Origin of the sequence: Streptomyces roseicoloratus, from assembly GCF_004117935.1 — a bacterium.
GTDB classification, from domain to species: Bacteria; Actinomycetota; Actinomycetes; order Streptomycetales; family Streptomycetaceae; genus Streptomyces; species Streptomyces roseicoloratus.
This window is the reverse complement of record NZ_SDOY01000013.1, coordinates 38,229-51,849: the sequence shown is the minus strand read 5'-3', so window position 1 is coordinate 51,849 and position 13,621 is coordinate 38,229. Positions and strand designations below refer to the sequence as shown.

The following is a 13,621-nucleotide window of genomic DNA, read 5'->3' as shown; positions in this document are numbered from 1 at the left end:
TCACTCCCCGTCCTCTGAGGATCGGCGCGCCGAGCGCTCACGGCCGCGAGGGCGGTCGTCGTCGTGCTTCTCGCTCCGTCGGCGCGGTTCCTTCTCGCGTGCTTCGTCGTCGCGGCCGGTCAGGGAATCCGTGAAGGCCTCCACGGCACCGCTCAGCGCGCCCTTGGTCTTGCCTTTCGCACCGCCCTCGACCGACTTCTCCATGACGTCGGTGAGCTGGGCCGGAGCCTTCTTCCCGCTCTCCAGGTCGAGCCGGTTGCAGGCCTCGGCGAAGCGGAGATAGGTGTCGACACTCGCCACGACCACCCTGGCGTCGATCTTCGCGATCTCGATACCCACCAGGGACACCCGGACGAATGCGTCGATGACCAGGCCCCGGTCGAGTATCAGATCCAGCACGTCGTAGAGATTTCCCGTGCCGCCGCCCTGTCCGGGCATTCCGCCGCCTTGCTGTACTACAGACACTTTCTCCTCCCTCGGTTCGAGGGAACGGCATGCTCACATGTCGTTCTGGTCGACCTGAGCGCGCGTGTACCGCTTTCCGCGTTCGTAACCCAGCAACTGCCCGTCCGTGCCGAGCGCAACCTCGTAACTTGCCAGAACACTGGTGGTCTCCGGAACCCGCTCGATCTCGACCACCTCGACCTGAGCGGTCCATCCGCTGTCCGTCGGCTTCACGGCCGACACGGACTCGGGCGTGCGCCCCAGCAGGTCGCTGAGCTGCTCGACGGCATGGCGTACCGCCTCCCCGACGGGCACGCGGTCCGGCTCGGTGGTGCTTTCGGACTCCGTCTCCGCGTCGGGTTCGTCTTCCGTTTCCGCCTCAGCCTCCGGATCGTCGTCGGTTTCGGATTCCGATTCCGCATCTTCCTCGGTCCCGGTTTCCGGATCCCGTTCTTCCGACTCGTCCTCGTGGCGCCTGCGGTGGTGCTTGCCGGTGGTATTCGTGACGGTTCACCGCCAAGGTAGGTCGTGATCCTCCGTGCAACCGATGCGCATTCCACGCTGTCCCGCGCCTGAAACCGCGAAAGGCGAAAGGCCGGAATGCCCGAACACGGCCCCGCGATCGTTTCGCGCATGCATCGGCGGATGCCGGGAAGTTGCGCGGTGAACGAGTGACCGGGTGAACGAGTGAGCGCAGAGGGAGGCGAGCTCATGGAGGTCTCGGGGATCATCAGCGCTCTGGTGATCGGAACGATCATCGGTGTGCTGGGGCGGCTGGTGCTGCCGGGGCGGCAGCACGTGCCGATCTGGCTGACGATCCTGATCGGCATCGCGGCGGCGCTGGCCGGCTCGGCCATCGCCCACGCGGCGGGAGTCGACGACACGGAGGGCGTGGACTGGATCGAGTGGCTCATCCAGATCGGACTCGCCGCGATCGGTGTCGCCGCGGTGGACCGGGCCCGGGCCAGGTAGCGACGCGGCGGCGACGCAGGGGACACGCCGACCGGGCCTCGTGGGAGCGGGGCCCGGTCGGCGTCGTCGCGGCCCCCGGACCCGCCGGCGTCCTCGTGCGCCCCGCGCCCCGCGCCCCGCGGCCCGCTTCTCTCAGATCCGCTCGCCCTCGGCGGCCCCGAGGGAGCGGGCCGCGGCGAAGAGCCGTCCGCACCGTCGCGTCATGGCGGCGGGGGACTCGTCGGGGTGGCTGATCCACCAGCGGACGAGGGCCGTGCACAGGCCGCGCCACGCGTAGGTGAGGGCGTCGGCGTCGAGCGGGTCGTCGGACCCGGTCGTGTGCAGCAGGCCGGCGGAGCCGGTCGCCGCGAGACCGTCGATGGCCTTGCGGTAGTGCGCCGCGCGGCGGGCGGCGTCGCTGTCCGGCGGCAGGGTCGGGTCGTAGAGGACGAACCAGGCCTCGCGCTGCCCGTCGAGGGCGTGGAACAACGCGTCCATGACGCGAAGGGGAGTGGACGGCGCTCCGGGGGAGTCCCCGGCCATCGCGGCACGGACGGCACCCAGCAGGCGTTCGCCGACCGGCTCCAGACAGGCGAGGTAGAGGTCCTGCTTCCCGCCGAAGTACTGGTGCAACAGCGGTTTGGTGACGCCGACGCGCGCGGCGACGGCGGCCACGGTGGTGGCCTCGTAGCCGCCGCGGCCGAACTCCTCGGTGGCGGCGGCCAGGATCTGGCGTTCGCGTTCGGCCCTCGGCACACCCTTGGTGCCGGCCTTCGCGGGAGGCGTTGTCATACGTAGGATCTTACCCTAGGGTAATTTACCGCTCGGTAAATTACCCTGGACCCCGCCGGGAGCACCCGTATGCCCGCCACCGCGAACCACCACCCCGCCGACCGGCCCCGCTCCTGGTGGGGCTGGGGTTACGCCGACGCGCAGCCCGACGACGCCGAGTGCCTGGCGCTGGGCGCCCTGCTGCCGGGCACCCTGGCCCGCCCGCTGCCCCTGCCCCGCATCGCCGACCTCCCCATCGGCGACCCGGGCGCCACACCCCCGGCCTCCCTGGCGCACCTGGTCACCGCCGACCCCGCGGAGCGCGCCGCCCACGCCATGGGAAAGGCCTACCGCGACGTCATCCGCGCCTTGCGCGGCCGCCCCGGCCGCGTCCCCGACCTCGTCGCCCGGCCCTCCCGCGACCAGGACGTGGCCGACCTGCTCGACTGGGCCGGCGAGCACGCCGTGGCCGTGATCCCCTTCGGCGGCGGCTCCTCCGTGGTCGGCGGAGTGGAGTACCGCGGCGACGCCCACCGGGCCGTGCTGTCCCTCGACCTGACCGCGATGGACCGGGTCCTGGAGATCGACACCACGAGCCGCTCCGCCCTGATCCAGGCCGGCGCCCTCGGACCCGTACTCGAAGGACAACTGCGACCGCACGGGCTGACCCTGCGCCACTTCCCGCAGAGCTTCGAGTTCTCCACCCTCGGCGGCTGGCTCGCCACCCGGGCGGGCGGCCACTACGCCACCGTCCGCACCCACATCGACGACTTCGTGCAGTCCCTGCGCGTGGTCACCCCGGCCGGTACCAGCGCCTCCTGGCGGCTTCCCGCATCCGGTGCGGGACCCTCGCCCGACCGGCTCTTCCTCGGCTCCGAAGGCTCCCTCGGCGTCATCACCGAGGCATGGATGCGCCTGCAGGAGCGCCCCCGGCACAAGGCCGCGGCCTCCGTCGCCTTCACCGACTTCCACCGCGCGCTCGACGCGGTGCGGGACATCGCCCGCTCCGACCTCGCCCCCGCCAACTGCCGCCTGCTCGATCCCGGCGAGGCACTCCTGTCCGGGGCGTCCCACGACGGCTCCACGGTCCTCGTCCTGGGCTTCGAATCCGCCACGGCCCCCGCCGACGACCGCCTCGCCACCGCCCTGGAACTGGCCCGCGCGCACGGCGGCCGCGCCGAGCCGCCGACGGCCGGCCGCCGCGCGGAGGCCAGCACGGCCGTCGGCGCGTGGCGCTCCGCGTTCCTCCGCATGCCCTACCTGCGCGACGGACTGGCCCGCATGGGCGCGGTCGTCGAGACCTTCGAGACCGCCGCCACCTGGGACCGCGTACCCGCGCTGATCGACGCCGTTCGCACCGAGGTCGGCGCCGCCGCCCTCGAGGCCACCGGGCACCGGGCGACCGTCAACTGCCGCCTCACCCACGTGTACCCCGACGGCGCCGCGCCCTACTTCACCGTGGTCGTGGCCGGACGGCCCGGCGACGAGGTGCGGATCTGGGACGACATCAAGGCCGCGGCGACCGACGTCCTGCACCGCCACCGCGCGACCGTCACCCACCACCACGCGGTCGGCCGCGACCACCGCCCCGGCTACGACACGCAACGCCCGGAGCCCTTCGCGCTCGCGCTCCGGGCCGTCAAGAACGCCCTCGACCCGCATCACGTCCTCAACCCGGGAGTCCTCCTCGGCCGGCACACGCCCTGACGCCACGACGGCACATCGGCGACATCCTGGGTCCTGTCCGGCGGATGGTTCAGGCCAGCAGGTTCACGGCGCTCCGGAACAGGCCGGGGAACCGCGCCGCCGCCGGCATGATCAGCGGAGCCAGCGGCGGCTGGTTCCGGACCCAGAGCAGGGACCTCGTGAGGAGGCGGTAACTGCGGGACAGCCGGCACCAGGCCTGTTCGTACGCCTGCGGACGCCCCTCGTGGAGGCAGCGTACGAGGGCGTCCGCCGCCGTCAGGGCGAGCGTGAGGCCCTCACCGGTCAGCGCGTCCACGTACCCGGCGGCGTCACCCACGAACAGCACCCGCCCGGCCGTCCTGGTGCGGACCTGCTGACGGAGCGGCCCGGCGCCCCGCACCGCAGTCCCGCCGGCCATGGCCAGCCGGGTGGCCAGCGCGGGGAAACGGGTCAGCTGCTCGTCGAAGGGCAGCCGGCGCGAGGTGAGGATGGCGACGCCGACCTGCCGCGGCCCGAGCGGGGTGACGTACGCCTCGCAGTCGGCGGCCCAGTGCACCTCGACCAGATCGCTCCACGGCTCGACGGCGTAGTGGCGCCGCAGCCCGTACCGGGCCGCGTGCCGCCGGGCGACGGCCGGCCGTACGGACACGCCGAGCGCGCGCCGGACGGGCGAGTGCAGCCCGTCGGCCGCCACGAGATACCGGGCGGTGATCCCGTCGGCGGTCACGTACGCGCCGGACTGGGTCACCCGGCGGATCCGGCGCCGGACGACCGGAACGCCCAGCCCGGCGGCCCGCGCGGCGAGGGCCTCGTGCAGCACCGTCCGGCGCACGCCACGCCCCGGCCCGGTGCGGAACGGGGCCTCGGCACTCCGGCCACCCGCGGCGTCGACGTAACGGATGCCCCGCAGGTCCCGGCCGGCCACCCGCACGTCGAGCGCGTCGAGGGCGCGCACAGCCGCGGGCATCAGCCCCTCCCCGCAGGCCTTGTCGATGGGCGCGGGCAGCGGCTCCGCGACCATGACGTCGAGGCCCCGTCGCGCTGCGTGGATCGCGGTGGCCAGACCCGCCGGCCCGCCCCCGACCACGAGGAGGTCGATCACGAGGCGGCTCCGGTGGGGGAGAGGGCGCGGGACGGGGCCAGGGCGTCGTTCTCGCAGCGGACGCGGACGGTGAGCAGCGCCGCGTTCAGGAGCGAGAAGCCCAGGGCGGTCAGCCAGGCGGTGTGCACCAGCGGCAGGGCCGCGCCCTCGACGACGACCGCGACGTAGTTGGGGTGCCGGAGGAAGCGGTACGGGCCGGCGGCCACGAGCGGAAGGCCCGGGACGATCAGCACCCGGGTGTGCCAGCGCGGCCCCAGCGTGCCGATGCACCACCATCGCAGGGCCTGCGCGCCGAGCGTGAGCACGAGGGCGGGCCAGCCGAGCCACGGCAGGAAGGGCCGGTCGAGCGCCCAGGGCTCGACGAGGCAGCCGAGGAGGAGCGCGGCGTGCAGGACGACCATCACCGGATAGTGCCCCGCGCCGTGCTCGCGGGCGCCACGGGCCCGGCTCCAGTCACCGTTGCGTCGGGCCACGGCGAGTTCCGCGAAGCGCTCGGCGACGACCAGCAGGACCAGCGCGGTGTACGGCGTCATCGACATGGGCGCCTCACCAGGCCAGGAGGACGAGCTCGGAGGAGAAGCCGGGTCCGAAGGCGAGCACCAGCCCCGTGGTGCCCGGCGGCGGCGGATCGGACTGCACGTCCTTCAGGATCTGCAGCACCGACGCGGAGGACAGGTTGCCGTACGCGGCCAGGGCGCGGCGGCTCGGCGCGAGGGCGGCGGCCGGCAGGCCGAGCCCGTCGGCGAGGGCGTCCAGGATCTTCGGGCCGCCGGGGTGGCAGATCCATGCCCCCACGTCGCCCGGCTTGAGGTCGTGCACGGCGAGGAACGACTCGACCTCCTCGGCCACGTGCAGCCTGACGAGTTCGGGGAGTTCCGGCCCGAGGACCATGCGGAAGCCCCAGTCACCGACGTCCCACCCCAGCAGATGCCCGGTCCCGGGATACAGCCGGCTGCGCGTCGCGACGACGCCCGGCACGGAGGAGCGGACGGGGGCGTCGTCGGCCCCGCTTCCGTCCCCTCCCACCGCCACGAGCGCGGCGGCGCCGTCCCCGAACAGGCCGCCCGCCACCAGGTTCGCCACCGACAGGTCGGAGCGCTGCAGGGTGAGCGAGCACAGCTCGGTGGACAGGAGGAGGGCGGTGCCGCCCGGCCGCCCGTCGAGGAAGTCGTGGACGCGGGCGAGGCCGGCGGCCCCCGCGGAGCATCCGAGCCCGAACAGCGGCGTGCGCCTGACGTCGGGCCGCAGACCGATCCGCGCGGCGAGCCGGGCTTCCAGTGAGGGCGTCGCGATGCCGGTCACGGTCGTCGAGACGACCAGGTCGACGGCCTCCGGGCGGACTCCGGCGTCGTGCAGGGCCTGCTCGACGGCCTCGGCGCCCAGGGCGACGGCCCGTTCGACGAAGAGGCGATTGCTGTCGCCGAACGTGCCGAGGTCGCGGTAGCGGTCCAGCGGCAGGGCCAGGCGACGGCTCTCCACACCGGTCGCCGCGTGCAGCCGGCGCACGAGTTCCCTGTCCGGCCCCGGCGGCAGGCCGGAGACGAGGTCTTCGGTGATCTCGTGCTGCATGTAACGGTGCGGCGGGAAGGCCGTGCTCACCGCGAGGACACGGGTCATTGGTCCAACATAGGGACGGTTCGGCGCCGACACCCTCAACCCGGGTGTCGTGGGCGCGCCGTCGCCTAGCGTGACGGGGATGCGCCCCACCACGGACGAAGAACGCCCCCGCCTCGCCGGTCCTGCCGTACCCGGTCCGTCGCACGGCCAGGCCGTCGTCGGTCTGCTGAAGGCGAGTCACCCGATGCCGGCGACGGCGGTCACGGTCCTCGCGGCACTGCTCGCCGCCGCCTGCGGGCTGGACCTCGTTTCCGCGGCCGTGGCGGTGGCGGCGGTCGCCGCGGGCCAGCTGTCGATCGGCTGGTGCAACGACCGGCTGGACGTCCGGCGCGACCGTGCCGCGGGTCGCCGGGACAAGCCGCTGGCCACGGGCGCCGCACGGCCGGGCACGGTGGGCACGGCGGCCGGCGCGGCCCTGCTGGTCTGCGTCCCGCTGTCGCTCGGCTGCGGCCTACCGGCGGGCGCGGTGCACCTCGCCGGCGTCGCCGCCGGATGGACGTACAACCTGTGGCTCAAGCGCACGATCCTGTCCTGGCTGCCGTACGCCGTCGCCTTCGGGCTGCTGCCCGCGTTCCTGACGCTGAGCCTGCCGGGCCGCCCGTGGCCGCCCCTGTGGCTGACCGCCGCCGCGGCGCTGCTGGGAACGGGTGCCCACTTCACCAACGTGCTGCCGGACATCGAGGACGATCTCGCGGGCGGGGTACGCGGGCTCCCGCAGCGACTGGGCCGACGCGGAGCCACGGCGACGGCGGTGCTCCTGGCCCTCGCCTCCTGCGTGCTGCTGACGGCCGGACCGACAGGCCGGGTGTCCCCGGCCGGAGCGGGGCTGGTCGGCGTGACCCTCGCGCTCGGCGCGGTGGCGCTGGCCGGACCGCCCGGCCTGCTGCGCGGACGCGTGCCGTTCGCCGCCGTCGTGGCCATGGCGGGCCTCGACGCCGCACTCCTGGTGCTGTCCGGCGGAGCACTGACCGGCGGCCGGACGTGGCCGTGAACGCCTGCGTGCGGGACACCTCGACCGGCGGCGCGTGGAGGGCCCGCGCGCAGGGGCTGTCGCCGCCGCAGGGCGACGACAGCCCGCCCCGGGGTCCGCGAGACCGGGGCGTGGAACGTGGCGACGTTTCAGTCCTTGCCGCGCCCCGTCATCGCGTCCCGCAGCCGGTCCACCATGCCCATGCCGGGGGCGAGGATCTTGTTCGCCGGCGGCGTGTCGGGAGCGGACGGGTGGGGGCGCGTCGGAGCCATTTTTTTCGCCCTGCGCACCTTGTCGCCGAGTTCGTCGAGCATGTCGGCGGGACATGCCTGGCGCAGCCGTGGGAAAAGATCGTTCTCCTCCTCGGCGACATGGGAACGGATTTCCGACATGAGCCGCATCATCAGCTCGTCGAATCGCGGATCGTCGGCGCCGCAGCCCTCCAGATCCTTCATCGTCCGTTCCGCCGCGGCGTGCTCCTCCAGTTCCTGGTCGGCCAGCCCGTCGCCCTGGGGAACGTGTTCCCGGACCGCCGGGTAGAGGTACGACTCCTCCGCGACCGAATGCCGCACCAGCTCCATGGTGACCTGGTCGGCGAGGGTCTTCCTGCGCGGATCCCCGGGCGGAAGCCCCTGGATCTTGGCGAACAGCTGCTCCACCTCCTCGTGGTCGGCGGTGAGCTCGGCGATGACGTCGCCACCGTGTCCCATGTGCCTCTCCTTTTCGCTTCTCCGGTGTGGACGTCCAATGAATCGTGAGAGGAAGAGAAAAAGCGGCAATTCCCGGGGAGTGAGCGTGTCGCTGTTCCGTATGGAGTGACCTGCGTCATTTCCGGCGTGCGCGATCCCGGTTATCGTGCTGGGGTTTTCCGGCCCTTCTCCGTACGGATGGTCAGCCGTGCCCGCAGACGACTTCCTCTCGCCCATCGTGGCGGCGACGACGCAGTGGCTCGTCCAGGCCTACCCGCCGGCCCGCGGCGCGCTGCAGCGCGGTCTCGCGGAGGCCCAGGCCCGCCAGGCGGTGACGGTGGCGGCGCTGCTGCGCTACCCCACGGAGCTGGACGCCGAACTCGTGGCGGTCTCGGGACCGGGAGGCGCGTCCCGGCTCGACTGGATCACCGGCGCGGACGCCGCCGCTCCCGAGCACGCCGAGGCGTGGCGCTCCTGGGTCGACGAGGTCGTGACCAGCTGGGCCGCCTGCCTCCTCGGCTCCCCGGCCCTCGCCTCGCGCGCCGCCGAGGCGGTCGCGGAGACACAGGGCGGCACCGCACCCGTGGCCTTCCGCCGGCTGACGGACCCGACGCAGGAGGACCAGCGGTCGGCCGCCCTCCTGCGCCACCCCGACGTCCTGGCGCCGATAGCCGATCTCCACGGCGACGCGCTCCGGGACCGTCTCCAGGCCACCCAGCCCGCGTGACCGCCGTCAGGCGGTGCTCCGGGAGGGTTCCGGCGCACGCGCGACGGCGACGACGGACGCCCGCGCGCCCGTCGTCGCCACCATGGCGAGGCCGGCGGATCAGTCGGTGATCTCGACCGGCACGCCCGATGCCGGCGACGACTGAGCCGGCGACGTCTCCGTGCCCTGCGGGATCTCGGCCTTCTTCTCGGTGATGCCCTGCAGGAGCGCGGCCAGGTCGACTCCGGTGGTGGCGGAGAGGAGCTCCATGCCCTGGGCGACGTTGTCGGTGACGCTCCGGGTCAGCCGGCTCGCACCGTCGGTGGAGATGACGGTCATCTTGTCGACGGCGGCCAGCGGCTCGGCGGCCTTGGCGACGACCTGCGGCAGGACCTCGACGAGCATCTGGAGTACGGCGGCGTCGCCGTACTGCGCGAAGGCGTCGGCCTTCTTCCGCATGGCCTCGGCCTCCGCCGCGCCCTTGGCACCGATGGCGGCCGCCTCGGCCTCGCCCTCGATGCGCACGGCCTCGGCGAGCGCGGCGCGCTGGGCCTTCTCGCCCTCACCGGTCAGCCGGGCCCGCTCGGCGGCGGCCTCGGCCTCCTTCACCAGGGCGATGCGCCGGGCCTCGGCCTCCTGCTCGGCCTGGTAGCGGGCGGCGTCGGCGGGCTTGCGGACCTCGGTGTCGAGCTGGCGGTCGGTCAGGGCGGCCTGACGGGCGGCCACCTTCTCCTGCTCGGAGAGGATGTCCTGCTGACGGGCGGCCTCGGCGAGCGGGCCCGCGGCGTTGGCCTGGGCGGCGGCCTCGTCGGTCTGCGCCTTGATCTCGGCCTGCTTCAGGTAGAGGGTCCGCTGCGCGATGGCGATCTCCTCCTCGGCCTTCAGCCGGGCCTGCTCGGCGGCCCGCCGGGCCACCGCCTCGGCGATGTCGGCCTCCTGCTTGGCGCGGGCGGCCTCCGGACGGCCGAGGTCCTCCAGGTAGGAACCCTCGGTGGTGATGTCCTGGATCTGGAAGGCGTCGAGCACGAGGCCCTGACCGGAGAGGCTCGCCTCGGCCTCCTCGGCGACCTGACCGGCGAAAGCGGCCCGGTCACGGATGATGTCCTCCACCGACATCCGGCCGACGATCGAGCGCAGCGCGCCGGACAGCACTTCCTGGGTGAAACCGACGATGCCGTTCTGCTGCATCAGGAACCGCTGCGCGGCGGCGCGGATCGAGTCCTCGGTGCCGCCGACCTTGACGATCGCGACGCCCTCCAGGTTCGCCTTCACGCCGCGCAGGGTGACGGCGCCGCGCACGGCGACCGGGATGTGCCGGCTGGACAGGTCGAGACTGAACTTCTGCTGCACGAACGGCACGACGAAGACACCGCCGCCGACCACGACCTTCTGCCCGCTGTTGTCGGTGAAGACGCGGCCGGTCTCCGGATCCGTGGTCCGCTTGCCCCGCCGGCCGGTGATGATGAACGCCTCGCTCGGCCCCGCGACCTTGTAGCGGGTGATGACGACGAGACCGAGCAGGACGACGAGGACGACGATGCCCAGCACGGAGAGGAGCACAGGGCTCATGAGGGAACCCCCTTCGATCGGAACGGAACAGCGGGAACGGACGGCGGGACCGGAGCCCGGCGAGGCGGCCGGGCCCCGCGGACGTCGCGGCGGTGGTGGCGGTGGTGAAGCGGCTGGTACGGGGGTGACGCGGCGTCAGCGGTCCACCGGGCGGACGGCGACGGACGTCGGCGAGAGCACGGCCTCGACCCACACCTCGGTGCCGCGCGCGACCGGGGACTCGGCCTTCGCCGCGTACTTCACCGGCTGACCCGCGAGGTACAGCAGCACCTCGCCGTAACCGCCCGCCGGGATGGTCGTGACCACCGAGCCGCTGGTGCCGGTCAGGTCCTCGCCACGCGGTGCGGGCGAGCCCCCGTCGCGCATCAGCGTCCGGCTGAACCGCCAGGTCAGCCAGGCCGCGACGACGCCCGCGAGCGCGCCCGCACCGGTGGCGACCCCCGCCCCCGTACCGGTGGTCCCGAGCACGATCGCCCCCGTGAACCCGAGGGCCGACACGAACCCGGCGATCACCGGGAGCGACAGGAACCCGTCCAGGCCTCCGGCGACGCCGTCGAGAACCCCGTCCCACAAGCCGTCGAACACGAGGGCCAGGACGAGCAGCACGAGTCCCGTGATGCCGAGACCGAGAAACCAGCTCATACGCCTCACCCCGTCCCGTGCGCCGACCTCTGCCGCCGAACCGATGGTGGCACGCGCTCACCCCGTTGGTCACTGCCGGAGACCGGCAGTCTTTACGCGTTCTTCATGCCGTCCTCGTACGGGTTCTTCGCCCGGACCCCGCAGCGTCCGTCGCGTCCTCGGCATCAAGAAGGCATAAACATTGCCGGAGACCGGCAATGCGCCGGGAGGTTTCGAAGCGTCAGGATGACTCCGGCAGCGGCACGCCCTGCTCGACGCGGTTGCCGGTTCCGGGCTGCCGGCCGCCCTCGTCGCGGCGTCGTGCCCGGCCCGCGCGCCACGCGTCCCGCGGTCCGGCCGGCCGCGGCCTCCTCCTTCATCCAACGACACGGGGTTCTCATATGGATGCCATCACCGTGGGCATCGGCGTACTCGTCGCCGTGGTCCTCCTCTTTGCCGTGGTTGTCGTGTTCGCGGTCAGCCGGCTCTTCCGGAAGGTGGAGCAGGGCAAGGCGCTGATCGTCTCCAAGATGCGCAAGGTCGACGTGACGTTCACCGGACAGGTCGTCCTGCCCGTGCTGCACAAGGCCGAGATCATGGACATCTCGGTGAAGACCATCGAGATCTCGCGGACCGGCCGGGACGGGCTGATCTGCCGGGACAACATCCGCGCCGACATCCGCATCTCGTTCTTCGTCCGCGTCAACAAGACGGTGGAGGACGTCATCAAGGTCGCCCAGGCCATCGGCACGGCCCGGGCGAGCGACAAGGCCACGCTGCAGGAGCTGTTCAACGCGAAGTTCTCCGAGGCGCTCAAGTCGGTCGGCAAGCAGATGGACTTCACCGACCTGTACACCAAGCGCGAGGAACTCCGCTTCCGGATCATCGAGTTGATCGGCATCGACCTCAACGGCTACAGCCTGGAGGACGCCGCCATCGACTACCTGGAGCAGACCCCGCTGAAGCAGCTCGACGCCGGCAACATCCTCGACGCCCAGGGCATCCGCAAGATCACCGAACTCACCGCCGCGGAGAACGTCCGCACCAACGAGCTGCGGCAGCACGAGCAGAAGGAGATCACCCGCCAGAACGTCGACGCCCGCGAGGCCATCCTGGAGCTGGAGCGCCGCCAGGCGGACGCCGAGATCAAGCAGAAGCGGGAGATCGAGACCGTACGGGCCCGCGAGGAGGCGGAGACCGCGAAGGTCGTGGAGGAGGAGCGGCTGCGGGCGCAGAGCGCCTTCCTGCGCACCGAGGAGCAGCTCGGCATCCAGCGCGAGAACCAGGCCCGGGAGGTCGCGGTCGCGCAGAAGAACCGCGAGCGGGTCATCGCCGTCGAGAACGAGCGGATCGAGAAGGACCGGCTCCTGGAGGTCATCGCCCGCGACCGGGAGACGGAGCTGACCCGGATCGCGGCCGACAAGGAGGTCGAGGCCGAGCGCCGAGAGATCGCCGAGGTCATCCGCGAGCGCGTGGCGGTGGACCGCACGGTCGCCGAGCAGGAGGAGTCGATCAAGCGGCTGCGCACCGTCGAGGAGGCCGAGCGCGAGCGCCAGGCCGTCGTCATCGCCGCCGAGGCCGAGGCCCAGGAGAAGCTCGTCAAGGACATCAAGGCCGCCGAGGCCGCCGAGCAGGCCGCCGTGCACCGGGCCGCCGAGGAACTCACGCTCGCCGAGGCCCGCAACAAGGCCGCCGACCTCGACGCCCGCGCCAAGATGCGCCTCGCCGAGGGCCTGCAGGCCGAAGCGGCAGCCGAGGGCCTGGCCGCCGCCCACGTCCGGGAGCAGGAGGCCGCGGCCATCGAGAAGACCGGCCGCGCCGAGGCCGAGGCCACCGAGGCCCGGCTGCGGGCCGAGGCGGAGGGACTGCGGGCCAAGGCGCTCGCCGAGGCCGCGGCGATCGGCGAGAAGCTGAAGGCCGAGGCCGAAGGACTCACCGAGAAGGCCGCCGCCATGGCCGCGCTCGACGAGGCCTCCCGCACCCACGAGGAGTACCGCCTGCGCCTGGAGGCCGAGAAGGACATCCGGCTCGCCGGCCTCGACGTCCAGCGCCAGGTCGCCGAGGCGCAGGCCACCGTCCTCGCCACCGGTCTGGAGAACGCGGACATCAACATCGTCGGCGGGGAGTCCGTGTTCCTGGACCGCCTGGTGAAGTCCGTCTCGCTGGGCAAGTCCGTCGACGGCTTCGTGGAGCACTCGCAGACCGCGCGGGCGCTGGCGGGCCCGTGGCTGAACGGCGAGAGCGCCTTCACCGAGGACCTCACCAAGGTGCTCGGCTCCCTGTCCACCGCCGACGTCCAGAACCTCAGCGTGTCCGCACTGCTCGCGAAGCTGATGAAGTCCGGTGTCCTCGACCCGGCGGCACTCCCGGCGCAGACCGCGCCGGAGCCCGCCGCGGGGGCACTGAACGGCACGGCCACGAGCTGACGGACGACAGGAGCCAGGAGGGCCGGAGCCGGGTACGGGGGTCCCGGCACCGGCCCTCCACGGGGGCAT

The 13,621-nt window shown here is 72.9% G+C and carries 13 protein-coding genes and 1 pseudogene; 5 read left to right on the top strand and 9 right to left on the bottom strand.

Going from position 1 to position 13,621, the window contains the following annotated elements; all coding sequences use genetic code 11:
• Positions 1 to 438, bottom strand: coding sequence for a gas vesicle structural protein GvpA (locus ESG85_RS01085; protein WP_128976095.1), 438 nt, complete (start codon positions 436 to 438; stop codon positions 1 to 3).
• 60 nt (positions 439 to 498) lie between these two features.
• Positions 499 to 780 (bottom strand): annotated as a pseudogene (locus ESG85_RS01080) (gas vesicle protein GvpO); the annotation flags it as partial.
• Positions 781 to 1,155: 375 nt separating this feature from the next.
• Between ESG85_RS01080 and ESG85_RS01075 the strand changes: the two are divergent.
• Positions 1,156 to 1,416 (top strand): GlsB/YeaQ/YmgE family stress response membrane protein, encoded by a 261-nt coding sequence (locus ESG85_RS01075; protein WP_128976120.1) that lies wholly within the window; start codon positions 1,156 to 1,158, stop codon positions 1,414 to 1,416.
• A 132-nt stretch (positions 1,417 to 1,548) separates the two neighbouring features.
• On the opposite strand, the gene ESG85_RS01070 is transcribed toward ESG85_RS01075, so the two are convergent.
• Positions 1,549 to 2,187, bottom strand: a complete 639-nt coding sequence (locus tag ESG85_RS01070; protein ID WP_128976093.1) for a TetR/AcrR family transcriptional regulator — start codon at positions 2,185 to 2,187, stop codon at positions 1,549 to 1,551.
• Positions 2,188 to 2,256: 69 nt separating this feature from the next.
• Here ESG85_RS01070 and ESG85_RS01065 point away from each other — a divergent pair, with 69 nt between their 5' ends.
• Positions 2,257 to 3,873 carry an FAD-binding oxidoreductase gene (locus ESG85_RS01065; RefSeq protein WP_128976092.1) on the top strand — a complete coding sequence of 539 codons (1,617 nt, stop codon included), beginning with the start codon at positions 2,257 to 2,259 and terminating at the stop codon, positions 3,871 to 3,873.
• Positions 3,874 to 3,922: 49 nt separating this feature from the next.
• Here ESG85_RS01065 and ESG85_RS01060 read toward each other — a convergent pair whose 3' ends face one another.
• The 3 genes from ESG85_RS01060 to ESG85_RS01050 are packed head-to-tail and all read right to left on the bottom strand — an operon-like array spanning position 3,923 to position 6,571.
• Positions 3,923 to 4,954, bottom strand: a complete 1,032-nt coding sequence (locus ESG85_RS01060) for an NAD(P)/FAD-dependent oxidoreductase (protein ID WP_128976091.1) — start codon at positions 4,952 to 4,954, stop codon at positions 3,923 to 3,925.
• Positions 4,951 to 5,487: an isoprenylcysteine carboxyl methyltransferase family protein gene (locus ESG85_RS01055; protein WP_128976119.1), complete on the bottom strand. Its 537-nt coding sequence runs from the start codon at positions 5,485 to 5,487 to the stop codon at positions 4,951 to 4,953. Before ESG85_RS01055 ends, ESG85_RS01060 begins: the two co-directional genes overlap by 4 nt.
• 13 nt (positions 5,488 to 5,500) lie before the next feature.
• A complete protein-coding gene (locus ESG85_RS01050) occupies positions 5,501 to 6,571 on the bottom strand; it encodes a type III polyketide synthase (protein WP_128976090.1) in 1,071 nt (356 codons plus the stop codon).
• Between the two features lie 79 nt (positions 6,572 to 6,650).
• Here ESG85_RS01050 and ESG85_RS01045 point away from each other — a divergent pair, with 79 nt between their 5' ends.
• Positions 6,651 to 7,562: a UbiA family prenyltransferase gene (locus ESG85_RS01045; RefSeq protein ID WP_128976089.1), complete on the top strand. Its 912-nt coding sequence runs from the start codon at positions 6,651 to 6,653 to the stop codon at positions 7,560 to 7,562.
• A 128-nt stretch (positions 7,563 to 7,690) separates the two neighbouring features.
• Here ESG85_RS01045 and ESG85_RS01040 read toward each other — a convergent pair whose 3' ends face one another.
• Entirely contained in the window at positions 7,691 to 8,251 is a 561-nt protein-coding gene (locus tag ESG85_RS01040; protein WP_128976088.1) for a hemerythrin domain-containing protein, read from the bottom strand.
• A gap of 187 nt (positions 8,252 to 8,438) precedes the next feature.
• Between ESG85_RS01040 and ESG85_RS01035 the strand changes: the two genes are divergently transcribed.
• Positions 8,439 to 8,957, top strand: a complete 519-nt coding sequence (locus ESG85_RS01035) for a hypothetical protein (RefSeq protein ID WP_128976087.1) — start codon at positions 8,439 to 8,441, stop codon at positions 8,955 to 8,957.
• A 99-nt stretch (positions 8,958 to 9,056) separates the two neighbouring features.
• Here the strand turns inward: ESG85_RS01035 and ESG85_RS01030 are convergent, their stop codons facing one another.
• Both ESG85_RS01030 and ESG85_RS01025 read right to left on the bottom strand, forming a co-directional pair.
• On the bottom strand, positions 9,057 to 10,505 hold the full coding sequence (locus ESG85_RS01030) for a flotillin family protein (protein WP_128976086.1): 1,449 nt from the start codon (positions 10,503 to 10,505) through the stop codon (positions 9,057 to 9,059).
• Between the two features lie 135 nt (positions 10,506 to 10,640).
• Positions 10,641 to 11,147: a hypothetical protein gene (locus ESG85_RS01025; RefSeq protein WP_128976085.1), complete on the bottom strand. Its 507-nt coding sequence runs from the start codon at positions 11,145 to 11,147 to the stop codon at positions 10,641 to 10,643.
• 380 nt (positions 11,148 to 11,527) lie between these two features.
• Between ESG85_RS01025 and ESG85_RS01020 the strand changes: the two genes are divergently transcribed.
• The gene (locus tag ESG85_RS01020) at positions 11,528 to 13,552 is read left to right on the top strand and encodes an SPFH domain-containing protein (RefSeq protein ID WP_164986131.1); all 2,025 of its coding nucleotides are present in this window, start codon (positions 11,528 to 11,530) and stop codon (positions 13,550 to 13,552) included.
• The last annotated feature ends 69 nt before the right edge of the window (positions 13,553 to 13,621 follow it).